Origin of the sequence: Gilliamella sp. wkB178 (assembly GCF_001690705.1) — a bacterium.
Lineage (GTDB): Bacteria > Pseudomonadota > Gammaproteobacteria > Enterobacterales > Orbaceae > Gilliamella > Gilliamella apicola_K.
On the sequence record NZ_LZGK01000013.1, the window covers coordinates 195,641 to 222,553 of the forward strand.

Annotated in this window: 24 protein-coding genes and 4 tRNA genes; 10 read left to right on the forward strand and 18 right to left on the reverse strand. The window is 33.4% G+C overall.

From position 1 onward, the window contains the following. Nucleotides 1-11: 11 nt before the first annotated feature. From A9G13_RS05120 to A9G13_RS05130, 3 genes are read right to left on the reverse strand one after another with little or no spacing between them, the layout of a single operon-like run. Nucleotides 12-752, reverse strand: a complete 741-nt coding sequence (locus A9G13_RS05120) for a metal ABC transporter ATP-binding protein (RefSeq protein ID WP_065556537.1) — start codon at nucleotides 750-752, stop codon at nucleotides 12-14. Between the two features lies 1 nt (nucleotide 753). Continuing rightward, entirely contained in the window at nucleotides 754-1,767 is a 1,014-nt protein-coding gene (locus tag A9G13_RS05125; RefSeq protein WP_065557088.1) for a FecCD family ABC transporter permease, read from the reverse strand. Nucleotides 1,768-1,777: 10 nt separating this feature from the next. After that, the gene (locus tag A9G13_RS05130) at nucleotides 1,778-2,830 is read right to left on the reverse strand and encodes an ABC transporter substrate-binding protein (RefSeq protein WP_065556538.1); all 1,053 of its coding nucleotides are present in this window, start codon (nucleotides 2,828-2,830) and stop codon (nucleotides 1,778-1,780) included. 226 nt (nucleotides 2,831-3,056) lie between these two features. Between A9G13_RS05130 and A9G13_RS05135 the strand changes: the two genes are divergently transcribed. Then, on the forward strand, nucleotides 3,057-3,716 hold the full coding sequence (locus A9G13_RS05135) for an alpha/beta fold hydrolase (RefSeq protein WP_065556539.1): 660 nt from the start codon (nucleotides 3,057-3,059) through the stop codon (nucleotides 3,714-3,716). 181 nt (nucleotides 3,717-3,897) lie between these two features. Here the strand turns inward: A9G13_RS05135 and A9G13_RS05140 are convergent, their stop codons facing one another. Next, nucleotides 3,898-4,482 carry a hypothetical protein gene (locus tag A9G13_RS05140; RefSeq protein WP_065556540.1) on the reverse strand — a complete coding sequence of 195 codons (585 nt, stop codon included), beginning with the start codon at nucleotides 4,480-4,482 and terminating at the stop codon, nucleotides 3,898-3,900. 192 nt (nucleotides 4,483-4,674) lie between these two features. Beyond that, entirely contained in the window at nucleotides 4,675-5,379 is a 705-nt protein-coding gene (locus tag A9G13_RS05145) for a lipopolysaccharide core heptose(II) kinase RfaY (RefSeq protein WP_065556541.1), read from the reverse strand. 195 nt (nucleotides 5,380-5,574) lie between these two features. On the opposite strand from A9G13_RS05145, the gene A9G13_RS05150 reads away from it, so the two are divergent. Continuing rightward, nucleotides 5,575-5,868, forward strand: a complete 294-nt coding sequence (locus A9G13_RS05150) for a GIY-YIG nuclease family protein (RefSeq protein WP_065556542.1) — start codon at nucleotides 5,575-5,577, stop codon at nucleotides 5,866-5,868. Between the two features lie 66 nt (nucleotides 5,869-5,934). On the opposite strand, the gene A9G13_RS05155 is transcribed toward A9G13_RS05150, so the two are convergent. The 3 genes from A9G13_RS05155 to argD form a co-directional block, all read right to left on the reverse strand. Continuing rightward, a complete protein-coding gene (locus tag A9G13_RS05155) occupies nucleotides 5,935-6,921 on the reverse strand; it encodes a serine/threonine protein kinase (RefSeq protein WP_065556543.1) in 987 nt (328 codons plus the stop codon). 115 nt (nucleotides 6,922-7,036) lie between these two features. Then, nucleotides 7,037-7,648, reverse strand: a complete 612-nt coding sequence (yihA, locus tag A9G13_RS05160) for a ribosome biogenesis GTP-binding protein YihA/YsxC (protein ID WP_065556544.1) — start codon at nucleotides 7,646-7,648, stop codon at nucleotides 7,037-7,039. A gap of 68 nt (nucleotides 7,649-7,716) precedes the next feature. Then, the gene (gene argD, locus A9G13_RS05165) at nucleotides 7,717-8,928 is read right to left on the reverse strand and encodes a bifunctional acetylornithine/succinyldiaminopimelate transaminase (protein WP_065556545.1); all 1,212 of its coding nucleotides are present in this window, start codon (nucleotides 8,926-8,928) and stop codon (nucleotides 7,717-7,719) included. Between the two features lie 186 nt (nucleotides 8,929-9,114). Here argD and A9G13_RS05170 point away from each other — a divergent pair, with 186 nt between their 5' ends. The 5 genes from A9G13_RS05170 (at nucleotide 9,115) to pflA (ending at nucleotide 14,937) form a co-directional block, all read left to right on the forward strand. Next, nucleotides 9,115-9,384, forward strand: coding sequence for an oxidative damage protection protein (locus A9G13_RS05170; protein WP_065556546.1), 270 nt, complete (start codon nucleotides 9,115-9,117; stop codon nucleotides 9,382-9,384). 9 nt (nucleotides 9,385-9,393) lie between these two features. Then, nucleotides 9,394-10,464, forward strand: coding sequence for a membrane-bound lytic murein transglycosylase MltC (mltC, locus tag A9G13_RS05175; RefSeq protein WP_065556547.1), 1,071 nt, complete (start codon nucleotides 9,394-9,396; stop codon nucleotides 10,462-10,464). Nucleotides 10,465-10,668: 204 nt separating this feature from the next. After that, nucleotides 10,669-11,517: a formate transporter FocA gene (gene focA, locus A9G13_RS05180; RefSeq protein WP_065556548.1), complete on the forward strand. Its 849-nt coding sequence runs from the start codon at nucleotides 10,669-10,671 to the stop codon at nucleotides 11,515-11,517. Between the two features lie 67 nt (nucleotides 11,518-11,584). Further along, on the forward strand, nucleotides 11,585-13,867 hold the full coding sequence (gene pflB, locus A9G13_RS05185) for a formate C-acetyltransferase (RefSeq protein ID WP_065556549.1): 2,283 nt from the start codon (nucleotides 11,585-11,587) through the stop codon (nucleotides 13,865-13,867). Nucleotides 13,868-14,142: 275 nt separating this feature from the next. Next, complete coding sequence (gene pflA, locus A9G13_RS05190; RefSeq protein ID WP_081301207.1) at nucleotides 14,143-14,937, forward strand: pyruvate formate lyase 1-activating protein; 795 nt, start codon at nucleotides 14,143-14,145, stop codon at nucleotides 14,935-14,937. 49 nt (nucleotides 14,938-14,986) lie between these two features. On the opposite strand, the gene rarD is transcribed toward pflA, so the two are convergent. The 10 genes from rarD to recA all read right to left on the reverse strand — a co-directional run bounded on the left by rarD (nucleotide 14,987) and on the right by recA (nucleotide 22,628). After that, entirely contained in the window at nucleotides 14,987-15,883 is an 897-nt protein-coding gene (gene rarD / locus A9G13_RS05195; protein WP_065556550.1) for an EamA family transporter RarD, read from the reverse strand. A 72-nt stretch (nucleotides 15,884-15,955) separates the two neighbouring features. Then, entirely contained in the window at nucleotides 15,956-17,248 is a 1,293-nt protein-coding gene (serS, locus tag A9G13_RS05200) for a serine--tRNA ligase (protein ID WP_065556551.1), read from the reverse strand. 145 nt (nucleotides 17,249-17,393) lie between these two features. Continuing rightward, nucleotides 17,394-17,470 (reverse strand) — tRNA-Arg (locus A9G13_RS05205). Nucleotides 17,471-17,491: 21 nt separating this feature from the next. Continuing rightward, nucleotides 17,492-17,568 (reverse strand) — tRNA-Arg (locus A9G13_RS05210). Between the two features lie 20 nt (nucleotides 17,569-17,588). Then, a tRNA-Arg gene (locus tag A9G13_RS05215) sits at nucleotides 17,589-17,665 on the reverse strand. A gap of 16 nt (nucleotides 17,666-17,681) precedes the next feature. Further along, a tRNA-Ser gene (locus A9G13_RS05220) sits at nucleotides 17,682-17,774 on the reverse strand. A gap of 124 nt (nucleotides 17,775-17,898) precedes the next feature. Then, nucleotides 17,899-18,099 (reverse strand): carbon storage regulator CsrA, encoded by a 201-nt coding sequence (gene csrA, locus A9G13_RS05225; protein ID WP_065556552.1) that lies wholly within the window; start codon nucleotides 18,097-18,099, stop codon nucleotides 17,899-17,901. A 129-nt stretch (nucleotides 18,100-18,228) separates the two neighbouring features. Then, complete coding sequence (alaS, locus tag A9G13_RS05230; RefSeq protein ID WP_065556553.1) at nucleotides 18,229-20,862, reverse strand: alanine--tRNA ligase; 2,634 nt, start codon at nucleotides 20,860-20,862, stop codon at nucleotides 18,229-18,231. 210 nt (nucleotides 20,863-21,072) lie between these two features. After that, nucleotides 21,073-21,573 carry a regulatory protein RecX gene (locus A9G13_RS05235; RefSeq protein WP_065556554.1) on the reverse strand — a complete coding sequence of 167 codons (501 nt, stop codon included), beginning with the start codon at nucleotides 21,571-21,573 and terminating at the stop codon, nucleotides 21,073-21,075. Nucleotides 21,574-21,575: 2 nt separating this feature from the next. Next, nucleotides 21,576-22,628 carry a recombinase RecA gene (recA, locus tag A9G13_RS05240; protein WP_065556555.1) on the reverse strand — a complete coding sequence of 351 codons (1,053 nt, stop codon included), beginning with the start codon at nucleotides 22,626-22,628 and terminating at the stop codon, nucleotides 21,576-21,578. Nucleotides 22,629-23,125: 497 nt separating this feature from the next. Here recA and A9G13_RS05245 point away from each other — a divergent pair, with 497 nt between their 5' ends. Genes A9G13_RS05245 through A9G13_RS05255 form a run of 3 tightly spaced genes read left to right on the forward strand, consistent with a single transcriptional unit; the run spans nucleotide 23,126 to nucleotide 26,614 of the window. Next, entirely contained in the window at nucleotides 23,126-24,370 is a 1,245-nt protein-coding gene (locus tag A9G13_RS05245; RefSeq protein ID WP_065556556.1) for a PqiA/YebS family transporter subunit, read from the forward strand. A gap of 15 nt (nucleotides 24,371-24,385) precedes the next feature. After that, entirely contained in the window at nucleotides 24,386-26,020 is a 1,635-nt protein-coding gene (pqiB, locus tag A9G13_RS05250) for an intermembrane transport protein PqiB (protein ID WP_065556557.1), read from the forward strand. Nucleotides 26,021-26,062: 42 nt separating this feature from the next. Further along, on the forward strand, nucleotides 26,063-26,614 hold the full coding sequence (locus A9G13_RS05255; RefSeq protein WP_176701950.1) for a PqiC family protein: 552 nt from the start codon (nucleotides 26,063-26,065) through the stop codon (nucleotides 26,612-26,614). Nucleotides 26,615-26,913: the final 299 nt, after the last annotated feature.

Here is a 26,913-nt window from a genome sequence, read left to right on the forward strand (position 1 = left end):
ATACTTACCTCTTAGTCATAAATAGGAATAATGGTTTGTATATTGTCTAACATTATTTTTTTCATAGTAATATGATATAATCGACTTAAATTACTTTCAGTTAACAAACAGTGGGTTAAACCATATTGATAACTGTTATTCTCAAGCAATAAAACTTTATTGGCGATGGTCATTGCATGAGCGGGATCGTGAGTAGTAAAAATAATCGTCAAATCACGTTGTTTAACTAATGAAGCTAAAATATGTAATACTTTTTTTTGGTTAAACAAATCTAAAGCATTAGTAGGTTCATCTAACAAAAGTATTTTATTTTTTGTTAGTAAAGCACGAGCAATTAATACAAGCTGTTTTTGTCCACCAGAAAGTTGAGAAAAAGGCTGAGAATAATAATTCTCTAATCCTAACTGATTTAAAATTTCTTGCACTAGCTGCAGCGTTTTTTTACTGGGTTTACCAAATAGTCCCCATTGTTTTACACTGCCCATAACCACAATTTCCCATACTGAATAATCAAGATTGCATGAAAATTTTTGTGGTACATAACAACATGAATAGTTACATTCAAATTGTCCTGATAATGGTTGATTAATGTTCATTAAAGTATTTAAAAAAGTTGTTTTTCCTCGACCGTTAATACCTAAAATTGCGACGATGTCGTTTTTATTTACCGTGATATTAATTGATGAGGTCAAAGGATTTTCAACTTGATAGCCACAAACTAGATCATGAGTTGTTAGTATTGATAATGGCATATTAAGATCTCGGTAAAATTTGTCGGCGTAATAAAATTACAAAACAAGGTGCACCAATTAAGGCAGTAATAATGCCAAGTGGTATTTCAGCAGTACTCATTAAACGTGCAATATCATCAATTATCATCATAAAACCACCTCCGAACCAAAAGGCAACAGGCAGTAAACGTTGATGATTACCACCAACTAATAAACGGGCTGCATGAGGAATAATTAAACCTATCCAACCAATGCAACCACTCACCGCCACTTGAATTGAGATGATTAAAGTGCATAACACTAATATTAACCAACGAGAAAATAATACAGATATTCCTAAACTTTTTGCTTCATTATCACCTAAAGATAATATATTTATTCGCCAACTTAACCGAATTAATAAATAGCTAGCTACAATAGTCGGGATGGCTAAAATTATTAATTTATTCCAATTTGCAGTAGCAAAACTACCAAGTAGCCAAAAGACAATACTTGGTAGTTTTTCTTCAGTATCAGCTAGATATTGCATCAGGCTAACTAAAGCACTAAAAAAACCACTTAATACTAGCCCAATTAATACTAGTATTAATATATTGTTTTGTTTTAAACTTTTAATCACAATAAAAATTAACAATAACGTCGAAATACCGAATAAAAAAGCTAAAACGATTAATCCGAAAGTTGAAAAGTTCAATAAAATTGCCAATGTACCGCCAAAAGCTGCACTTGATGTTACACCAATGACGTGTGGATCCACTAGAGGATTATAAAATAAACCCTGCAATACAGCTCCACATAATGCTAAACCAGAACCAGCTAAAAAAGCTAACAATATCCTCGGTATTCGAACCTGCCAAATTATTTGCTGTTGAAATATTAATAATTGATCTTTGCTAGTTTTAAAAGGTGAAAAAAGAATATTGAAAATATGGTTAATGGATATCGAATAATGGCCTAAAAACAATGAAAATAGGGCTAATCCAATAGTGATAACAATCAGCCCAATAACAATACGTTGATGTGATAATAATGTCATATCAAATCTATTATAACCCTTGATAATGAGTTCGATAAAAACGTAAATAGTAATCATCAGCCTGCTTTTGCATGTCGATATCAGCAAATAATTCAGGATATAATTTTTTTGCCATCCACAATTCACCAATAGCTAATGCTTCTGGCATTGGGTAACCCCAAGCTTTGGCATATTCCGGCATCAAGTAAATACGTTTTTGTTTTACCGCATCAATATTTTGCCATAAGCTATCAGCTAAAATGCTATCAACGACTTGCGGGTATCTATTTTGAACGAAAATAACTTGTGGGTTCCATTGCATTACATTTTCAATAGTAACTTGTTTAAAACCCTGAATTGTTGTTGCTGCCACATTGATTGCACCTGCATGTTCCATCATTAGACCTGTATATTTTCCTGAACCATAAGTGGTTAAATCAGGATTGGCCATATACACACGGATGCGTTTTTCAGGGGGGATATTTTTTAAGTGTTCAGTAACAATTTGTCGATTTTTAAAAACATAATCAATTAATGATTTAGCTTCACTTTGGGCATTTAAGACTTCCCCAATTAGTAAAATGCCTTCTTTCAAGCCTTCATTATAAGTAGTTTCTTCATCTACCATAGTTGGATTCATCTTGTTTGCTTCTGAGGCTGAATCCTTTCGCAAAGAAATGGCAACAACTGGGATATTAATTTTTTCAATTTGCTCAATAACATCTTTTGGGACATAGTTAGTGACAAATACCACTTGTGGATTAAGTGCTATTAAGCTTTCTATATTTACTGAAGTTAAGTCTCCAGGAGTTGGCATTGTAGCTAGATTAGGTGCTAACTTAACATAATCTTTTCCTAACTGTTTTTGCCATGACGACAGTACACCTACAATAGTATCTTGACGATTAAGTTGTACAATTAGATTTAATGTTTGATGTTGCAGCACCACTACTCTTTCAACTTTATCTGGGATTTCAACGGTACGATTAAGCTGATCAGTTACTTGTTTAGCTTCACAAGTAAAAGTGAAGCACAGAGATAAAAACAAACCCAAGTGTAGTAAGAACTTTTTATATTTTTTCATTGCTCATCCTAATAAAACATATTATACGTTAATTAATAATCAATTAATCTAAAATTACATTCGTTATATAATTTTTAATATAACGAAATTTTAGTCTAATAACAAATAATATTCATTGCAGCCTAGAAATAATAGCTTTATGGAAATAATTTATATTGGAATATGTAAAAAAATAAATTCAAAGTTATACTATTTTTAAATCGAACAACTATAACTAAGGAAAAATATGATTTATGTTAATGGAGTGAATCTTCACTATCAAAAAACGGGTGTAGGTGAGCCTTTAATTTTATTGCATGGTAATGGTGAAGATCATCAGATCTTTTCACCACTAATCTCCAAATTACAATCAAATTATACTATTTATGCGGTTGATAGTCGTAATCATGGTCGTAGTGATAAAACAGGTGTTTATGATTATAGCGTTATGGCTGATGATGTTGAGGCCTTAATCAAAAAATTGCACCTTAAGTCAGTTAACATTATTGGTTTTAGTGATGGTGCTATTATTGCGTTATTATTAGCTTTACGTTGTCAGGAAATGATTAAAAAAATGGCATTATTAGGAGTGAATTTGAAACCTTCAGATTTTACTCAAAAAAGCTATGAATATTTACAACAACACTATGCACGAACAAAAGATCCTTTATTTAAAATGATGTTAGAACAACCTAATATAGAAATAAGTTCGTTAACTAAAGTTACTATACCAACTTTAATTATTGGTGCTGAAAATGATATTTATCATCAGGAAATGTTCAGTCAAATAGCTGAAAATATACCCAATTCACAATTGAAAATTATTGCAGGCCATGATCATGGTAGTTATATAGTTAATAACGATATGTTATATCCTGATTTGGATGTATTTTTCGGGCAAAATTAAGATTTAACTATAAGGATATTGCTGACAAAGCTATTTTTTAGTTACAGTTGTTTTATCTCATTTTCATAAGAATAAAACTAATCAATATTAAATAATGACTAGTTAATTCTCTCAAAAAATATACTGAAACGTATACCTCTCAGGAAACATCTTTACAAGATGTATATGCTCTAATTTTAGATTATCGCAACAAACAAGCTTGAATTTTATCCACCTCTTTGTTTAATGCATCAATAACTAAGTTTGGATGAGCACTTTGAAGGGTTTTTACGTTTTCAAAACCATCATTGACCACTGAACCGGTGTACTGCTGTGCTTGTTTGATATTACTGAATAAGTAACGAATATCATTTTGATTACGCGTTGCAGTTAAAGTATAACTAATAAAATATTTCGAATAATTTTGATAGTCAGTAACTGCATTAGCAACTACATTATTACCTTCTACTAATTTAATTGTTTCACCACCACTTACGGTAATCGCTTGTTGGCTAGGCATATTATAATAAGACCACCAACGTGACCCAAAATAGTTTTCGCTAGTAAGTACAACCGGGCTATTGTCAAGTTCTTGGGCAATACAAAGTGATAACGAGGAGTGAAGGGTAGTGATTGCTCGAGAAGTACTATATTTATTTAGAATATCAGTACCTGATGAGTTTTGAGTTATTTCAACCCCTTCCATCTGGTAAATTGACGCCATTTTTTGCGATACACAACCAGTTAGCACTGTAAATACTAAAGCAAGCCCAATAAACTTTCTCATACCACATCCTTTTTAGGTTTATATAATTAATTTTATCTGTTTACTAAATGATTTACTAGTATTTGGAAGGGATAACTCAAAATTTAATTAATTTAGATAAGTTATTATTTCCTAAAGAAGGCATGAAATTGCTAGTATTAATTAGGTGGATTATTAGGGTGAGGGATTAATCCTCACCTTTTATGGTAGATTCTAGTCTTCTTTGCCACGTAGTTTTCGCGAAAATCGTTTAAAACCATGGGCAAATTCTTTAAATGCCATAGCTAAAAAAGGAACTTTAATTTTGATATTAAAACGGTCGCGTAATTCGATTGCATCATTAGCTTTAGTGAGCCAAATAAAGCCAGAATTAGTCAAATCAATTGCTTTAATTTTGCCATCTGGAGTTAAAATAAAATTACCACCATGAATATCGTTAGATACTAAATTGTAACTATGAAGTTTTTCAACACAATCTTTTATTTGGTTGCCATAAGTTTTCATTTCTTCCCATTTTAATGAACGACCTTCAATAAAGTTAAAAATCATGTAGTGGCGTTTGGTTTTCTGATCGAAGGCAACTAAATAAAGTTCATAAGCAACATCACATTTGTCCAGTGACATTTTGGCTAATTTATAAATTAAATTAAAATAAAAATCCCCAGTGATTTTAGCAATAATTTTCCTTTCTAAACGGTGTTCAACGCCACCATCAATTTTAAAAATAAATTTGGTGTTATTATGATTGATTAAATAAGTATAGCGTTCAATCCTATCACTTGGATCGAGTATTTCATGATGTCCTTCTTCAGCCAAAAATTGATCAAACAGATCGAGATAATTTATTTCATCATTTTGAACGTAAGCAAATTTAATATCACCACGTTGTATCTCAATAATTTTTGCAAAATTATTCAAAATTATTAACCTCAAAATACCTTAAAAAATTTGACCTATCTTAAACATTATCTCTCGCAAAGTAAACGGAACAGTAATGTTAGCTGAAAACTAAATATCAATTAATATAGTGGTAGCAATTAGTAGAATTAAAAGAAGGTTTATCGGCAATAAATCCAAATGATGTTATTATTAACTTTTTGATATGTTAAGTTTATGGTAGTTAAAACATCAATTTGGTTTTTATATATTATTAGAACAGCTAAACAGTCGCTGTATACTGGTATTACAACTGATGTAGCGAGGCGTTTGCAACAACATCAGAATAATAAAGGGGCTAAACATTTAAAAGGTCATAGTGATCTGACTGTTGTTTATCAAATTATGGTGGGCGATCGCTCGACCGCACTTAAACTTGAATACAAAATCAAACGACTTAGCAAACAACAAAAACAAAAACTGATTGCACAAAACCCTGAATTGCCTATTTTATTAAAATTATTAGATTAAATTAATATAACTTTTTTATTAAAAGCGATAGTTATTAGCAATAGCAATTACTTAGGTATTTCTATTTCACAATCCAGACATTAACTGCACGGGTGGGGCTTTTATAGCTTGAATTTGTTGTTTAAATGTTGCTAATTGTTGATACCAAAAATCCAAATCAGTTAACCAAGGGAATGCAATAGGAAAGGCTGGGTCTTGCCAGCGTTGAATAATCCATGCTAGATGATGAACCATCCTCATTGCTCTTAGAGGTTCAATGAGTTTTAGTTGGTTAACATCGAATTTATAAAATTCTTGATATATTTCAATTAATATATTTAATTGTAATTGTTGTTCTTGGCGTTCACCATATAAAAGTAGCCATAAGTCCTGAATTGCTGGGCCATTGCGAGCATCATCAAAGTCGACAATCATAGCCTCATCTCGCCATAAAATATTACCGGCATGAAAATCACCATGTAAACGAATTGCTTGCCAGTCATTATGCCAATGTTGCTGCACTGTGGTTATTAATGCACTCAATGTTGTTTTAAGTTCAGGTTGAACCTTTTTAGGAATAAATTTACAAGTCAATAAAGTTTCTTGCGGTTGGTAAAGATATTCATCAAGCCCAATAGTTGGTCGGTAGGTGAAGGATTGTTGAGCACCAATTTGGTGAATACGGCCAAGTTGCATCGCCACCGATTCCATTTGTTCAAGGTTATCTACTTCATATTGCCGGCCACCAGTGCTCGGGAAAATTGTAAATAGATATCCTTGGTATTCATGTAGAGTACTATTATTGAAGCTTAGTGGTGCTATAACAGGAATTTCGGACTCTAATAGTTGCGTAGTAAATTGATGTTCTTCAAGGATTTGTTCCCGACTCCAACGATGAGGTCGGTAAAATTTAACAACATAACGTTTACGTTCTTCATCTAGAAATTGATAAACACGATTTTCATAGCTATTCAGTGCGGTTAAGCCTGAATCTACACCAAGACCGATTGAGGTTAAACTATCAATAATAAGATCTGGTGATAAAGTATGGAATGCAAATGCTGAACTATGCATAAGATGTTTACCTGATTTGTTTACATATTAAATTATGATGAAGTCATCATTAACTGTTCGCTAATAAATATCAATTTAACGCATACAAGCATAGTCAGCAAAAATAAAATAATAATTATTGGAGACTAAACCATTCATTTAATTTTTGTTTCAATGGCTCAAGGCCGATTCGCTTTGGTGAAGAAAATGGAGCCACAGTAATATCACCTTGAAAAGGTAAAATAGCCTCTTTTACCATGTTAACTTGTTTTTTTTGTGCACCCGATGCTAGTTTGTCGGCTTTAGTAAGTAATAACATTACTGGGATGTTGACAGAAACTGCCCATTCAATCATTTGTTGATCCAAATCTTTTAAGGGATGTCTAATATCCATTAATACAATCAATCCTTTAAGACTTTCGCGTTTTTGTAAGTATTCACCTAATGATTTTTGCCATTTAAGTTTGATAGTTTCTGGAACTTGAGCATAACCATAGCCTGGTAAATCGACTAAACGGCAATTGTCTTCGATTTCAAAAAGATTAATCAATTGGGTCCGCCCAGGGGTTTTACTGGTTCTGGCTAAACTTTTTTGATTAGTTAAGGTATTAAGAGCACTAGATTTACCTGCGTTAGAACGGCCAGCAAAGGCAACCTCAACACCAGTATCGACAGGAAGATGAGAAATATCAGGAGCACTTAAAATAAAATGAGTTTTGGCATAATTTAAAGGACGAATATCGGTCATAAATAACTATCCTTTAAGTGCAGTAACAGCACTTAATCGATTAAAATGCCGTTACTGTATAGAAAAACTTAGGAATTGACAACTTTTTCGACCGCTTTAGTAAATCTTACCATTCCTTCATTAATTTCATCTTCAGTTATAATTAGCGAAGGTGTAAAACGCAGTACATTAGGTCCGGCATTTAAAATCATCACTTTAAAATCAGCAGCAACATTTAAAAAATCACGGGCTTTATTATGGAATTGTGGTTGTAATTCTGCACCAAGTAATAACCCCTTACCGCGATATTCTCGGAACACTTTGAATTTGTCATTAATATTTTCAAGTTGTTCAATAAATATAGCACGGCGTTGTTGTATACCTGCTAGTACCTCAGGAGTATTAATAATATCAAAAGCTGCACAACCTACCGCACAGGCAAGTGGATTGCCTCCATAAGTCGTACCATGAACACCAGGATGCATAATCGAAGCAATTTCTTCTGTAGTTAACATTGCACTGATTGGAAATCCGCCCCCGAGAGCTTTGGCTGATGTTAAAATATCCGGAATTACATTATATTGTTGATAGGTAAATAAACTGCCTGTTCGACCCATACCACATTGGACTTCGTCAAAAATAAGTAGTGCATTGTAGTCATTACAAAGTTTGCGTACCCCTTGCAAAAATTCAGGTGTTGCTGAGGTTAATCCTCCTTCACCTTGTACTGGTTCAAGTATAACGGCACAAGTATGGTCATCCATAACTGCTTTAACTGCATTTAGATCATTAAATGGAATGTGAATAATGTCGGCAGGTTTGGGACCAAAGCCATCAGAATATTTGGCTTGACCACCGACTGATACCGTAAAAAAAGTACGTCCATGGAAAGCCTGATAAAAAGCGATAATTTTGGTTTTATAAGGACTATATTTTTCAATGGCATAGTGACGAGCTAGCTTCAATGCTGCCTCGTTGGCCTCGGCTCCTGAATTGGCAAAAAAGACACGGTTGGCAAAAGTATTATCAATTAATTTTTGTGCCAATTGTAATGCCGGTTCATTAGTAAAAACATTACTTACATGCCATAGCTTTTCACTTTGTTGTTGCAATGCTTGAACTAATTTAGGATGACAATGCCCTAATGCATTTACAGCAATGCCCCCAGCAAAGTCGATATATTCTTCACCATTTTGATCCCAAACACGGCTACCTTTCCCTTTAACAGGAATAAAATTGGCAGGTGCATAAATAGGTAAAATGACTTTATCAAATAGCGCACGCGTAATTTGTGATTTCATTTGAAGATCCTTATAGTAATTATTTCTACTCTATTTTATGCCAATTATTGGTAGAGTAAAGTAAATAATTATTCAATATTATTGAATTAATATTCATGTAAAATAATCAATAATTTTTTATTTTCTTTAATTATTTTCATGTATAATAAGCAGTTAATCGTTTATTGAATCTATTAAAGGATAAATATGAGTCGAATTATTTATTGTCATTATTTAAAAAAAGAGGCAGAAGGACTAGACTTTCAGCTTTATCCTGGTGAGCTTGGCAAACGTATTTTTAATGAAATTTCCAAACCTGCTTGGCAAGAATGGATGAAAAAACAAACTATGCTAATTAACGAAAATAAATTCAATATGATGAATCCGGAACATCGCAAAAAAATTGAAACTGAAATGGTAAAATTTCTCTTTGAGGGTGAAGATATTGTTATTGGTGGATATAAGCCAGAAAGTTAGAGATCCAACATGAAGAATAATAATAAAATTATTACACTATTGATTGCAGTTAGTATATTAGCTGGTTGTTCTAGTAAAAAATCTCCTGATAACGATGATTGGTATGTAAAAGATACCAATGCATTTAATATTTTAATTGGCCAATATGCTAATAACATTGAAAAAATTTGGGGACCAAAGGAAGTACTTATTGCTGGACCAAAAGATTATGTTCAATATGAAGATAATTTACAAACACGAGTACATATCAATTTTGTATCGGGAATAATTACTGTTGAAACTTTGTCTGATACACCAATAGAAAATTTAAAAGATGCTATAGTGGCTACTTTATTAATGCCTGAACCTGTAGATATCATTCGACGACATGATAAAATTAGTCAGAATTTATCCGAAGAACCTTTTTTATATAATCAGGTGCTAGACCAAGAAAGGCAACCTATCCGCTGGAGTGGTAGAGCCAATAGTTTTGCTGATTATGTTCTTGCTAATAATATTAAAACTCGTTCATCAGGTTCTCATCGAATTACTTATGTTGAAATCAAACTTGTTCCAAATCATATTAATCAACGAGCTCGAAAATTTTTACCACTAGTTACTGCAGCTTCCAATCGTTATTTTATTGATGAACGCTTAATTTTGGCAATTATGGAAGTTGAATCAGCTTTTAACCCGTATGCTGTGAGTCGTACTGATGCCCTTGGACTGATGCAAGTTCAACAACATACAGCTGGACGTGATATTTTTAAACTGCGTGGTAAATCAGGTGAACCAAGCAGACAATTCTTACTCGATCCGCGTAATAATGTGGATATGGGGACCGCTTATTTGTCTTTATTAAAAACTAAATATTTAGCCGGAATTAATAATCCAATTTCGTTAAGGTATGCCATGATCACTTCATATAATGGTGGGGCAGGTAGTGTGCTGAGGACATTCTCGAATGACCGTAATGAAGCAATTAATATCATTAATTCCATGACACCACAGCAAGTCTATCGTAAATTAGTAACGTCGCATGTATCACAAGAATCGCGCAACTATTTGGTTAAAGTCAGTAAAATACTAGATAACAAGTAACAATTTGACCAAATGTTAATTAGCTGTCGTCTAATATAATAATCTAATAGATGACAGCTATTAATGCCATTGAAAAGTTATTTAGTTAATAAGTAATCACTTTTGGTATTTTTAGTAGTTTTTAATAAAAAAAAGGTGATCTACTTCAAATTTTGAGTATACTATTTATCTCATAAGACCTTAGATTTTATGAGGACGTTAATTATGAATACCGACAAAATAGTGGATTCTTTTTCTCCCGCTCAAATGACTCAAATCGCTGAAGACGCAGGCAATTATAAATTAAATAAACATCCAAGTAGTACAATCCTTTCTGCCATTTTGGCGGGAGTATTTATATCAATAGCATTTGTTTTTTATATTACTGTGACGACAGGCACAGCAACAGTAGCTTATGGATTAGCTAAGTTTGTTGGAGGAGCTTGCTTCTCTTTGGGGCTTATGTTAGTAGTTTGCTGTGGAACTGATTTGTTCACTTCAACGATTTTAACGATTTTACCACGTATGACTCACAAAGCTAGTTGGCTAAAAATGATCCGTAATTGGATTTTAGTGTATATTGGTAATTTTATTGGTGCTATACTGTTTGTAGCAGTAATATGGTTTTCTGGTCAATATATGGTAGCTAACGGTTTATGGGGCTTGAATGTGTTACAAACAGCCGATCATAAACTACATCATACTTTTATTGAAGCAGTATTTCTGGGTTTACTGGCTAATTTAATGGTTTGTTTAGCTGTTTGGATGACTTATGCTGGAAGAAGCCTATTGGATAAAATGTTAGTCATGGTTCTGCCAATTGGAATGTTTGTTGCGAGCGGTTTTGAACATAGCATAGCTAATATGTTTATGATTCCTATGGGTATAGTGATTAATAATTTTGCGTCACCGGAATTTTGGCTTTCTGTTGGTGTATCACCAGATCAATTTCAGGCCCTAACAGTAGAAAATTTTATATTTGATAATTTAATTCCAGTAACAATCGGTAATATTTTGGGTGGTTTAGCAGTAGCACTTCCTTATTGGGTTTTATATTTACGTAAGCCCCATTGATTTTATCATATTTGCCCTTATATAAGTAAAGGTGGATATATTTTTGAAAACCTGAGGTAAAAAAACTATGAGTAATTTAAACGAAGTACAAGCAGTAGCTTGGAAAGGATTTAAAGATGGTGATTGGCAAAATAATGTCAATGTACGCGAATTTATTCAAAAAAACTATACCCCTTATGAGGGTGATGAGTCTTTTTTAGCTGGTGCAACAGAGGCTACAACTAAGTTATGGGCAAAAGTGATGGAAGGCATTAAGATCGAAAATGCTACCCATGCTCCTGTAGATTTTGATACCAGTGTTATTTCGACTATCACTGCTCATGATGCTGGTTATATTGAAAAAGATTTAGAAAAAATTGTTGGTTTACAAACTGAAAAACCATTAAAACGAGCAATTATCCCGTTTGGTGGCATCAGAATGATCGAAAGTTCTTGTAAAGCCTATAATAGAACTCTTGATCCATTAGTTGAAAAAATCTTTACTGAATATCGTAAAACTCATAACCAAGGTGTTTTTGATATTTACACTCCAGACATTCTTCGTTGCCGTAAATCAGGTGTAATCACAGGTCTTCCTGATGCTTATGGTCGTGGTCGTATCATTGGTGACTATCGTCGTGTTGCTCTTTATGGTATTGACTTTTTGATGAAAGATAAATTTGCACAATTTAATTCATTACAAGCTGATTTTGAAAATGGTGTAGATTTAACCATGACAATGCAACGTCGTGAAGAAATTGCAGAACAACACCGTGCACTTGGTCAAATTAAAGAAATGGCTGCGAAATATGGCTTTGATATTTCTGGTCCAGCTAAAACAGCTCAAGAAGCGGTACAATGGACATATTTTGGTTATTTAGCTGCGGTTAAATCACAAAATGGTGCGGCAATGTCTTTAGGTCGTACTTCAACATTCTTTGATATTTATTTCCAACGCGATCTTGCTGCTGGATTAATCACTGAAAAAGATGCACAAGAAATTATTGACCACTTCGTAATGAAATTACGTATGGTTCGTTTCTTACGTACACCTGAATATGATGAATTATTCTCTGGTGATCCAATTTGGGCAACTGAATCACTTGCAGGTATGGGGCTTGATGGTCGTACATTAGTAACTAAGACTTCATTCCGTTTCTTAAATACTTTATACACTATGGGACCATCACCAGAACCAAATATGACAATTCTTTGGTCTGAACAATTACCAAGTGGCTTTAAAGAGTTTGCATCAAAAGTGTCTATTGATACTTCATCATTACAATATGAAAATGATGATTTAATGCGTCCTGACTTCAACAGTGATGACTACGCAATCGCTTGTTGTGTAAGCCCAATGATTGTAGGTAAACAAATGCAATTCTTTGGTGCTCGTGCTAACCTTGCAAAAACTCTTCTATACGCAATCAATGGTGGTGTGGACGAAAAACTAAAAATGCAGGTAGGTCCTAAAGAAGATCCAATTACAGACGAATATTTAGAATTTGATAAAGTATTTGCTCGTCTTGATCACTTTATGGATTGGTTAGCAAAACAATATGTGACTGCATTAAATGCTATTCACTATATGCATGACAAATATAGTTATGAAGCTTCATTAATGGCTCTACATGACCGTGATATTATTCGTACTATGGCATGTGGTATTGCAGGTTTATCTGTTGCAGCTGACTCACTATCTGCTATTAAATATGCAAAAGTAAAAACAATTCGTGATGAAAATGGTTTAGCTGTTGACTTTGCTATTGAAGGTGAATATCCACAATTTGGTAATAATGATCCTCGTGTAGATGACATTGCTGTTGATTTAGTTGAACGTTTCATGAAGAAAATTCAAAAACTTAAAACTTATCGTAATGCAATTCCTACTCAGTCAGTATTAACTATTACTTCAAATGTTGTATATGGTAAGAAAACTGGTAATACTCCTGATGGCCGTCGTGCTGGTGCACCATTCGGACCAGGTGCTAACCCAATGCATGGTCGTGACCAAAAAGGTGCCGTTGCTTCATTAACATCTGTTGCTAAACTACCATTTGCTTATGCTAAAGACGGTATTTCATATACTTTCTCAATCGTACCAAATGCGTTAGGTAAAGATGATGGTGCTCGTAAACGTAATCTTGCTGGTTTAATGGATGGCTACTTCCACCATGAAGCAACTGTAGAAGGTGGTCAACATTTAAATGTTAACGTGTTAAACCGTGAAACATTATTAGATGCAATGGATCATCCTGAAAAATATCCACAATTAACAATTCGTGTTTCTGGATATGCAGTACGTTTTAACTCATTAACTAAAGAGCAACAAAAAGACGTAATTACACGTACTTTCACTCAATCAATGTAAATTGAAAATTTAGTTTATTGAAAAATATAAAATAGCGTCCTTAAAGGGCGCTATTTTTTTAACAAGTAAAATTTGATTAATATTAGCTATGATTTAAATATTTTTTATGATATTCATCTAATATTGTTGGTATTTATTCGGTATAATTAAACTAAAATCAAGCTCATTTCTTATTAAAGCAATTGGTGTAAGCTAAATATCATCTGAGTTAAAATACTCACATAAATGTTGTGAGTAATTATTAGAGAATGTGTATGGATCAACAGAATATTATTATGACTACTGCTCAAGTTCAAGGAGCTGCAACAGCAGCAAATACAAAGCAACCGATTAAAGGGCGTATTCATTCTTTTGAATCATTTGGTACTGTAGATGGTCCAGGAATTCGCTTTATTGTTTTTTTTCAAGGTTGCTTAATGCGTTGTTTATATTGTCATAATCGTGATACTTGGGACTTAAAAGCAGGGAAAGAAGTAACCGTTGATGAACTTATGCAAGAAATTGTTTCATATAAAAGTTTTATTATGCCTAATGGCGGAGGGGTAACAGCCTCAGGAGGGGAAGCAACTTTGCAAACAGAGTTTGTTACAGAGTGGTTTAAAGCTTGTCACCAAGAAGGTATTAGCACGTGTTTAGATACTAATGGTTATGCTAGGCAGCTTGATCATACTGTTGATGATCTCATGGAGGTAACGGATCTAGTCATGTTGGATTTGAAACAAGTTAATGATGAGATTCATCAAAAACTAGTTGGTGTTCCTAATAAGCGAGTACTTGAATTTGCGAAATATTTACAAAGAATTAATAAAAGAACTTGGATACGTTATGTAGTAGTTCCGGGTTGGACAGACGATGATAACTCAGCTCATCTACTTGGTAAGTTTATTCAAGGGATGAATAATATAGAAAGAGTAGAGTTATTACCTTACCATAAATTAGGTGCCTATAAATGGGAAACTTTAGGTGATAAATATAAGTTAGAAGGAGTAGAAGCTCCACCTAGAGAAACATTAGATAGAATACAAGCTATTATTGAAAGTTATGGTCAATATGTGACCTTCAGTAAATAGAATAAATTCATAAAAAAGGCACGTTTATCCGTGCTTTTTTATTTTGTATTTATCTTATCCTTTTACGTTTTAGTGCACGTAAAATAAAAATACCACCTTCTAAAGTAAGCACACATACAGCTAACCAAATAAGACTATAAGAAATGATATGTTCTGATGAAACCGATTCGTGTAGGAATAATACCGAAACAATGGTCAGTAATACGGGCTCCACATATCCTAACAAACCAAATAATCCCATTGGTAGTAATCGTCTAGCTACAAAATACATTGCAAAAGCAATAGCGGTGATTACACCAAGCATCGGGATATAAATATGGTAAAGATTAAGATCATTGATTGTTTTATGCAAATCATAATGAAATGTGAAATAAATAAAACAGCCTAAAAAAATAAAAAAGAAATCTGAAAATGTACCGGCTATGCCTTCTATTTGTAATTTACGTCGTGTTATAAAATAAATAGGATAACCTAGAGCTATAACAGCTGTTTCCCATGAAAATGCGCCTGTGGTGTAGATTTCTATTGATACACCTAGAACCGCAATCCCGACAGCAATTTTTTGTAAAAAGCTCAATTTTTCCTTATAGAATAACTGCCCAAAAATCACCATAGATAAGGGTAACAAAAAATACCCTAGTGAGGCTGATAAACCATGACCATTTAATGGTGCCCAAATAAAAATCATCATTTGAATTGTTAGTAATACTGAAGAAAATAAAAGGCCCAGTAATAATAAAGGTTGTAGTTTAATACGAATGAATAATGAGTGGATAGCAGACCATTGTTTTTCAATTAAAATTAGTATTACTATGGCAGGAAAAGAAGTTAATAATCGCCAACAAAAGATGTCTACCACTGATAGTGGCTGCAATAAAACAGGGTAATAATATAATAGGCCAAAAAGGCATGATGCTAATATCGAAAGTATCACCCCTTTAATCATAAGTTCCACCTTGCTCAATAATAAAAAAATAGCGCTAATATATAGCGCTATCATTTGGCTGATATTTTATTCTTATCCAATAAATTCAAGACCATTCATATAAGGTATTAAAACTGATGGTACTTTGATTCTTCCATCTGCTTGTTGGTAATTTTCCATTATTGCAACTAAGGTACGCCCAACAGCTAAGCCAGAGCCATTTAATGTATGTACTAAATAAGTTTTATTATCTGCTTTGCTTCGGTAACGTGCTTGCATTCTACGCGCTTGAAAGTCCCACATATTTGAGCAAGACGAAATTTCTCGATAGGTATTTTGTGCCGGTACCCAAACTTCAAGATCATAAGTTTTGCGAGAACCGAAGCCCATATCACCAGTACATAAAACGATTTTACGGTACGGTAATTCTAATAATTGTAATACTTTTTCGGCATGAGCAGTTAACTCTTCTAATGCTTGCATAGATTCTTCAGGTTTAACAATTTGCACTAGCTCAACTTTATCAAACTGATGCATACGAATTAAGCCACGAGTATCCTTGCCATAAGCACCAGCCTCAGAACGGAAACATGGGGTATGAGCTGTCATTTTTAAAGGTAATACACTTTCATCAAGAATTTCATCTCTTACTAAATTAGTAACAGGTACTTCAGCTGTTGGGATAAGTGCATAATTACTGGTTTCAGCTTCTTCATCTAGTGGTTTTGTATGAAATAGGTCACCTGCAAATTTTGGTAATTGACCAGTCCCAAAAAGAGTGGCATGGTTAACTAAATAAGGGACATATATTTCAGCATAACCATGTTGTTCGGTGTGTAAATCTAACATAAATTGGGTAATGGCACGATGTAAGCGAGCTATTTGAGATTTCATTACTACAAATCTGGCGCCAGCTAATTTTACTCCAGCAGCAAAATCAAGGCCATCAAGATGCTCACCCAATGCTACATGATCTTGAATTGGAAAATCAAAAGTTCTTGGTGTACCGAAGCGTGATATTTCAACATTATCATGTTCATCTTTACCATCGGGTACAGAATCATCTGGAATATTTGGGATGTTAGATACAATGTCTTTAATTTGATTTAATAAGGTATCAAGTTCTGTTTTAGCATTATTAAGTTTTTCACCAAGTTTATTAACTTCATCACGAACAATGGAAATATCTTCACCACGAGCTTTGGCTTCACCAATAGCTTTAGAACGAGCATTACGTTCAGCTTGTAAATTTTCAGTCTCAACTTGTAATACTTTACGTTTTTCTTCCAATTGACGAATAGTGTCAACATCTAATTTAAATCCGCGGCGAGCCAATTTTTTAGCAACAAGATCTAGTTCATTTCTAAGTAAATTAGGGTCTAACATAAAAAAGTCCATTAATTAAAGAAATATCTATCTACTTTATTTTGACTTGTTACCACTAGCAACAAAGTGCACAAATGAAAATAGAACGATAATATATAAATGAGTTGTCTTAGTATACTAGAATTATATGGGGATTCAACCAAAATGGCGCACCCGAAGGGATTCGAACCCCTGACCGCTCGGTTCGAAGCCGAGTGCTCTATCCAGCTGAGCTACGGATGCGAGTATTGATATTATCAAAAATGGTGCATCCGAAGGGATTCGAACCCCTGACCGCCCGGTTCGTAGCCGGGTACTCTATCCAGCTGAGCTACGGATGCGTACTGATATTATTAAAAAGTGGTGCATCCGAAGGGATTCGAACCCCTGACCGCCCGGTTCGTAGCCGGGTACTCTATCCAGCTGAGCTACGGATGCAAGATAATTAATAAAATGGCGGTGAGAGAGGGATTCGAACCCTCGATGCAGCTTTTGACCGCATACTCCCTTAGCAGGGGAGCGCCTTCAGCCTCTCGGCCATCTCACCAAAACCATTATGACCCTATTGGAACAACAAAATCATAATGTGTGGCGCACATATTACGTTTTACAAAAAATAAGTCAAACATTTTTTTGCTTACGTGTGCTAGTTGTTTATTTCATGCCCAATATCACTCTTTAGGCTCAGACATATCATCAATTTTATCTTGTGTTTGATGAATTCTGTTGTAAATCTCTTCCCTATGAATAGAAACTTCCTTAGGTGCATTAATACCAATTCTGACTTGATTACCTTTCACGCCTAAAATGGTAATAACAACATCGTCACCAATAATAAGTGTTTCACCTACTCTCCTAGTTAAAATTAACATTAGATCTCCTACTCTCAGTTATTTATATATCCAAACAATTTTAAGATATAGCTTCGTCAGCCCCCCATCAACAAGACAGAAAGACGGAATTTTACAGAGTACGCTTATAAGATAAATAAGCATATCTGGCTAACTTGCTTGTAATTTATTACTGATTTCCTTTTTCACAGAAGATAACGCTTCTGGTAACGCCGAAAGATCCATTCCACCTGCTTGAGCAAAGTCAGGCCGCCCACCGCCTTTACCACCTATTTTTAATGCTAATTGAGAAACTAATTCGCCAGCTTTAACAAGATGAATTAAATCATTGGTTACGCCAGCTGCTAAATTGATTTTATTATCGTTGACGGCAGCTAAAATTATTACTCCTGATTTTAATTGATTTTTAAGGTCATCGATCATGGTTCGTAATAGTTTAGCCTCGACATTATCAAGTTTAGCAATTAGGATATTATTATTATTAATTTTTTCGCATTGGTTAAGCAATTGTGCACTTTGTTGGCTAGCTTTTTGTGCCTTTAATTGCTCGATTGTTTTTTCTAACAATTTAGTTTGTTCAAGTAGTTGCTCAATACGAGCTAATAGAGTTGTTTTATCACTTTTAACTAATAATTCAACCTGATTTAATAAACTGGACTCATTATGTATATATTCCATGGCATTTTGCCCGGATGTAGCCTCAATACGACGTATTCCTGAAGCAATACTTGATTCGGAAGTGATTTTAAATAAACCGATATCACCGGTTCTATCTACATGAGTACCACCACAAAGTTCAATTGAAAAATCTCCCATGGTTAGTACACGTACAATATCTTCATATTTTTCGCCAAATAGTGCCATGGCACCTTTATTTTTGGCTTGTTCAATTGGCATAAGCTCAATGTGAACAGGTAAATTACGACGTATTTGTTGATTAACAAGATCTTCAATTTCTACAATCTGCTCTGGTGTAATGGCTTGAGTATGTGAAAAGTCAAAACGAAGATAACTTTCATTTACCAATGACCCCTTTTGATGAACATGATTACCCAAAATTTGCTGTAAAGCAGCTTGTAATAAGTGCGTTGCCGAATGATTACGGCGAATGCGTTCGCGTAACTCTACATTAATTGCAGCGGTTACATTATCACCAACTTTTAAAGACCCTTTAATTATTTGACCTAAATGGCCAATGCTTTTACCATATTTTTGGCTATCAACCACATTAAATTCGATATTCGCTGTTGTTAATAAACCTTTATCTCCGACTTGTCCTCCAGATTCACCATAAAATGGGGTTTTATCTAAAATAATAATAGCTTCATCACCGGCATGAATAGTGTCAACTTTTTGACCATTTTTGAATATTGCTATTACCTTACCTGATGATTCTGTTGTTTGATAACCTAAGAATTCAGTTTTATCATCTAATTTGATAACACTACTATAATCGACGTTAAATGAGCTGGATTCACGCGCACGTTTGCGTTGCTCTTCCATACATTTGTCAAAACCCGCCTCGTCAATAATAATGTTTTTTTCACGGCATACATCAGCAGTTAAATCTAATGGAAAACCATAAGTATCATATAGTTTAAATGCTACATCACCTGGCAAAATTCTCCCGGTAAGTTTAGTCAGTTCTTGATCTAATAAAGATAGTCCACGTTCTAACGTTTTTAAAAATTGTTCTTCTTCAATTTTAAGAGTATCTTCAACTAACTTACGATTATTATTTAATTCAATCGCTGCGCTATCCATTACGTCAATTAATGGTTTAACCAGTTTGTAAAAAAAGATACCTTTAGCGCCAAGCATATGACCGTGACGTACGGCTCTTCTGATGATACGACGTAATACGTAACCCCGCCCTTCATTGGAAGGTAATACACCATCAGAAATTAAAAATGCACAAGAACGAATATGATCAGCAATCACTCGCAAAGATTTACTTTCTAAATCGTTAGTATTAATAATTTGTGCTGCATCTTTTATTAATTTTTTGAATAGATCAATTTCATAATTAGAATTAACATGCTGTAATACAGCTGCAATACGTTCTAATCCCATGCCAGTATCAACTGATGGTTTAGGTAATGGTTCCATTGTGCCATCAGGGTGGCGATTAAATTGCATAAAAACGATGTTCCAGATTTCGATAAAGCGATCGCCATCTTCCTCAGCACTACCAGGAGGTCCACCCCAAATATGATCACCATGATCATAGAAAATTTCTGTACAAGGCCCACACGGTCCGGTATCACCCATTTGCCAGAAATTATCCGATGCGTATGGTGCTCCTTTATTATCGCCAATACGTACAATACGTTCTTTAGGAATACCAATTTCTTTTTCCCAAATGGCATATGCCTCATCATCAGATTCATATACTGTTACAGTAAGTTTTTCTTTTGGGAGATTAAACCATTGCTTACTTGTAAGTAATTCCCAAGCAAAATGAATTGCGTCATGTTTAAAGTAGTCGCCAAAACTAAAATTACCTAGCATTTCAAAAAAAGTATGATGGCGAGCTGTATAGCCTACATTATCTAGGTCATTATGTTTACCGCCTGCGCGGACACAACGTTGCGAAGTTGTAGCTCTGGTATATGAGCGTTTATCAATACCAAGAAATACATCTTTAAATTGGTTCATTCCCGCATTAGTAAATAATAATGTTGGATCATTATGTGGAACAAGGGAACTACTTGCTACAATTTCGTGTCCTTTGCTATGGAAAAAGTCAAGAAAGTTTTGACGAATTTCGGCAGTGCTTTTCATTTATGCTTCCAAATAAAATGATAAATTTTTAAACATAGTAATATACCCGTTACAACTTAAGTTGAAAAGTAAATATTATCTTATACGACAGTGAATCAAGCTAGTATTACAAGTAAATAAAAGGAAAAATAAAATGACCTAGTGAGTTTTTAATTGTAAAAGGATATTGTTTTAATTTTGATTGCTTATATTTTAATATAGTATATAAAGTTAAGTCAATAAATCGTAGACAGTTTTTATATCATCTTGTGTATAACCTCTGTTAATCAAAAATTGCATTCCTTTTAACTGTTGTTGTTTATTTTTAGGGTTTAATTGTTTAAATTTTTTTGTTAATTGCTTAGCAGCCATATTTGACCAATTTATTTTCGCACCGCGTAATAGTTCATGAATCAAATTGGTTGGTAAACCGCGCTGACTTAATTCTGCCGAGATTTTATATTTTCCGTAGCCTTTATTGGCACGCATAATAATATATTTTTCAATAAATTCGGCATCATTTACCCAATTTTTACTTATACAATACTCAATGACTTGATGTATTTTAAGTTTAAGCTGATTTAATTGATCATCATATTCATCTTCGGAACATTTTATTTTTTTATTGAAAAATAAAGTTATTTTTTGGGTTAATTCGTACGATGAATGATCACGCTGTGCAAGTAGTTGCACAGCTTTATTTAGAATAACTTGGTTAAGTTTTTGGTCCATGCTTAGAAGCTATCATTCTCATCTGATTCTGATGATGTATCTTCATCATCAGCAGTAAAAACAGTTGGACTATTTAATAGTAAATCACGTAATTTTGTTTCAAGTTCTTTAGCGACTTCAGGGTGTTCTTGCAAATATTTAATCGCGTTGGCTTTGCCTTGACCAACTTTTTCGCCATTATAGCTATACCAAGCTCCAGCTTTATCGACTAATTTGTGTTTAACACCTAAATCAATCAATTCACCTTCTTTAGAAATACCACAACCATAAAGAATTTGGAATTCAGCTTGTCTGAATGGTGCTGCAACTTTATTTTTAACTACTTTAACTCGGGTATCACTACCAATAACATCTTCACCTTCTTTTACTGCACCGGTTCGACGAATATCTAAACGTACTGAGGCATAGAATTTAAGAGCATTACCACCAGTTGTAGTTTCCGGATTACCAAACATTACCCCTATCTTCATACGAATTTGATTGATAAAGACAACTAAACAGTTAGCATTTTTAATATTAGCAGTAAGTTTACGTAAAGCTTGTGACATTAGTCGGGCTTGCAGTCCCATATGAGAATCACCCATTTCGCCTTCAATCTCAGCTTTTGGTGTCAATGCTGCTACCGAGTCCACAATAATGACATCAACAGCCCCAGAGCGAACTAAAGCATCACAAATTTCAAGTGCTTGTTCGCCTGTATCTGGTTGCGAAACCAATAAGTCATCAACTTTTACACCTAACTTAGCCGCATAAATTGGATCTAAAGCATGTTCAGCATCAATAAATGCACAAGTTTTCCCTTCTTTTTGTGCTTGGGCAATAACTGATAGTGTTAGTGTTGTTTTACCGGATGATTCCGGCCCGAAAATTTCAACAATTCGACCCATTGGTAAGCCACCGATACCCAATGCAATATCTAACCCCAAAGAACCTGTAGAAACGGCATCAACATCAAGAGTTTGGGTATCACCTAATCGCATAATTGAACCTTTACCAAATTGTTTTTCGATCTGGCTTAATGCGGCTGAAAGTGCACGTTGTTTGTTTTCATTCATATAATAAAATTCCAATGTGTTAGGATAATAGCTATACATTATACTGTATTGTTATACAGTATCAAGTTTTTTTTATATTGGTTGATAATTCTGAGAATTATGGAAGATGATACGCAATTTTTCTTTATTTATATCATCTATTTCATTGATTAGCATAATACATCGAACTGTTAAATATTGATTCAAAATTAAAATTCAAGGTTAAACTAGTATAATTTTTATAATGTCTTAATTAATATTAAATAATTGATTAATTGCGACTGTATTTATAAGTATATATGGTTAGCTTACCTATATTAGCATAGCTATGATGGTAAAGTTTCATTTTGTTATGAAACAATAAAATACCATGTTGATAATTAGGTAATGCTTTCCTAAAAAAATACCATTTGCTATGATGAGCAACAGCATTATTTTAATCAAAATAGTATATTGAAACTTTAGATTAACCAAAAATATTTTTATAATTTAAATTAGTTTTTGTATTAAGGAAAATAATGAGTATTGATAAATCCCATTATGTATTATGCCCGCAATGTGATTTAGTCGTAGAGTTAACTAATATTGACTTAGGGCATAAAGCTGTTTGTCCACGTTGTAATACCACACTTGCAAAAAATAACATCAATATGAAACCCAAAGCAGTTATTTATGCAATTTGTTCCCTAATAATGATTATTGTAGCTTGTAAATTTATTTTTATTGATATTAGGTTAGTCGGTAATTTTAATGGAGTAAGTATATTAGATATTCCAGAAATTTTGTTCTACGATAAATATAGTTACATTTCTGCCTTATTTATTTTATTTGTATTACTTTTCCCAATATTTAATTTATCAATAATAGTTATTCTTTGTTCTAAATTATCTTTATCTAAGTATCGTAAACGCGATCTGCTAATTGTTTATGAAAGATTTCAACACTGGTGTATGCCAGAAATATTTTTGACTGGTATCTTGGTTAGTTTTGTGAAATTAATGAGCTATGGCAATATTGGTATTACCAGTACCTTTTGGGCATTTTGCTTATTTGTATTTTTTTATATTAAAGCCATAATTGTTTTTTCGCCTGAAGCTATTTGGAATGAAATCCATAGAAATAATTTTTCTGAAAATAGCTTACTGGCAGGTAGAACCGGTATATATCAAAATTTGAAACTATGTGAATGTTGTCATGCAATTTTACCAGTTGATTATGTAAAGTGTCCTAGGTGTAAACAAAAAAGTGAAATTAGGCGGAGAAGTAAAATACAATGGACTATTGCTTTACTAGTAACATCGTTAATTATCTATATCCCTGCTAATGTATTTGGCATAATGATAACCGTTGTATTTGGTTCGCCATCAACTTCAACAATTATGGATGGTGTTATTTATATGTGGCAATCTGGGGATATACCCGTTGCTTTGGTAATTTTTTCGGCAAGTGTTGTTATTCCAATATTAAAAATAATTTCCTTAAGTTGGCTTTGTTACTTTGCGCTAGCAGTAAAACGAAAAAATATACATAATTGTCTAAAAATGAAAAAATTATATATTATAGTTGAATTCATTGGAAAATGGTCAATGATTGATATTTTTGTGGTTTCGGTTGTTTGTTCTTTAGTAAGAAATCAACAAATGATGGGCGTTTACCCTGATATTGGGGTAGGATTTTTCGCCACTGTTGTCATTGTTACTATGATCGCATCACAAAAATTTGATCCGCGCTTAATTTGGGATAGACCTAGAATTAGAAAATAGGCTAATAGGGATAGTATGGTAACATCAAGTAAAATCGCAAAAATGATTAAAATAAGGGCTATTTCAGCAATTTGGATTATTCCAATCGTAACGGCAATAGTTGGACTTTGGATTATTTATTCACATTTTGCTGACAGAGGAATGCCATTTACATTATTGGCTAAGGATGCTAACGGTATTGTTGCTGGTAAAACAGTAATAAAAAATCGTAGTGTTGATGTTGGTATTGTAGATGAAGTTACTCTATCTAGTGATTACAAACAAGTTGTAATCAAGGGTCGCATTTATAATGATATGGAGCCATTACTTCGTAACGATTCAATTTTTTGGGTGGTAAAGCCAGAAATAGGTCGTGATGGTGTGACTGGATTAGGTACTATTTTATCAGGTGTTTACATTGAATTAGCCGCTGGAAGTGATAGCCATAGTTTCAAAAATAATCCCTTTATATTGTCAGATACGCCACCCATATCTGATCCAAGTATTAAAGGTATCCGTTTAAATTTAGAAAGTGATCAAAGTGGCGTTGTTCCAAGGGGGGCAACCGTCATGTATCATGGTTATCGAGTAGGTAATGTCGAAACATCTGAATTTGATGTTGATTCACGCAAAATGAAATACCAAATTTTTATTACTCAACCATTTGACGCTTTAGTAACTCAAAATGTTCGTTTTTGGAAAGAAGGCGGTATTAATTTAACTTTATCTTCACGTGGAGCGAGCCTAGATGTACCTTCTTTAGATGTATTACTATCCGGAGGTATTAGTTTTGATTTACCCGAAGGCTCGAAATTAGGTGCCCCAGCTGAGCAATATGCAGTATATAAACTGTATGAAGATAAAAAGTCTATTCAAGATTCACAATATACCGATTATAAAGAATTTTTGATTTTTTTATCTGATTCTATATCCGGATTGGCGGAAGGGACTCCCGTTGAATACCATGGCATAAGGCTTGGAACCGTAAGTAAAGTGCCATTTTATACTGCGGAAATGTTAGAAAAAACTTCTATTTTGAATCAAAAAGTTCCAGTTTTAATTAGGATTGAACCTGACCGGTTATCTGAACTTGTTGATGAAAAAGTTGATATCGCAACTTTGATTATGCAAGAACAAAAGAATGGTTTAAGAGCTTCATTAAAAACCTCTAATATGTTTACCGGAGCACTTTATGTTGATTTAGATTTTTATCCAGAGCTTAAAGGTAAATATGATCAGTCACACGCTAAACAATATGGTTACAACACTATAGAAACAGCATCGACAGGATTTGCACAAATTCAGGCTAAAATCCTTCAATTACTTGATAATTTTAATAATTTACCGCTAAATAACACTATGTCGCAATTTAATAAATCGCTAGCATCGAGTGAAAAATTAATGAATTCATTGAATCAAATTATGGCAAGTAAAGAAATGCAGAATCTGCCAGTAGATTTACAAAAAGCACTGCGTTCTTTAAATGAAACCATGAAGGGGTTCCAACCAGGCTCTGAATTAAATAATCAAATGAAAGAAAGTTTACAGAAAGTTCAACAAATGATGGATGAACTGACACCATTACTTAATACTCTAAATGATAAAAGTAATGCTCTGATATTCTCCGCTCCGGCAACAAAAGATCTTGAACCTAAAGTAAAAGGTAAATAAATAATGATTAAGATAATACCAAAATTTCAAATAGTGTTATATATGACATTAATTACTTTATTAATAGGTTGTTCGTCAAATAAAGTAAATAAAAGTTATTATCAGTTAGCCAATAATCTAACAAATCAGAATCAAGTATTGCAAACCATGAAAAGCACAAATCAGTTTATGTGGATAGAGTCGATTGATGTGGCGAGTTTTTTAAATAAACCAGGTATTGTTTTACAAACTGATAATATTAAATATGCGACGGCAACTAATAATCTATGGGTTGCATCGCTTTCTCAGCAACTTAGGGATCGAGTGGAACAAGATTTAACCGCACTGTTACCTAATTATTTAGTATCAAGTAATCAAATTACAACCCCAAATTTGACAGTCAAACTATTTATTGATGGCTTCCATGGCAGTTATACTGGTGATGCTATTATAATTGGGCGTTGGGTAGTAACTGATAGTAAAAACAATATTAAAACTAAAACCTTTGCACGGCAGGTCCCACTAAACAATAATGGATACGATGCATTAGTTAAAGCCTTATCAAAAGGTTGGCAAGACGAAGAACAAGATTTTGCCAATTCAATCAGATATTAATTATTATAAGTATTCCGTCTATAATGCTATAGGCGGAATAATTTTAAAAAACTAGAGTTATTTATTTTTACTTTGTTAACTGTTATTTTTTACAAAGATAATCGTTTTGCTTTTCCTCTTCACTATAAATAGTAGTCAATTTTAAAAGTAAAATTATTTTATTATTTAGTTGCTAATATTAACCCATTATCCTCACTTGTTTTTTGGTAAGTAATTAACCGCAACTTCAATTTCAATCACAAAAAGAGCCTTATTCTTAATTATACGAATTAGTTGGTTAAAAAAAGAAATTTGATTCA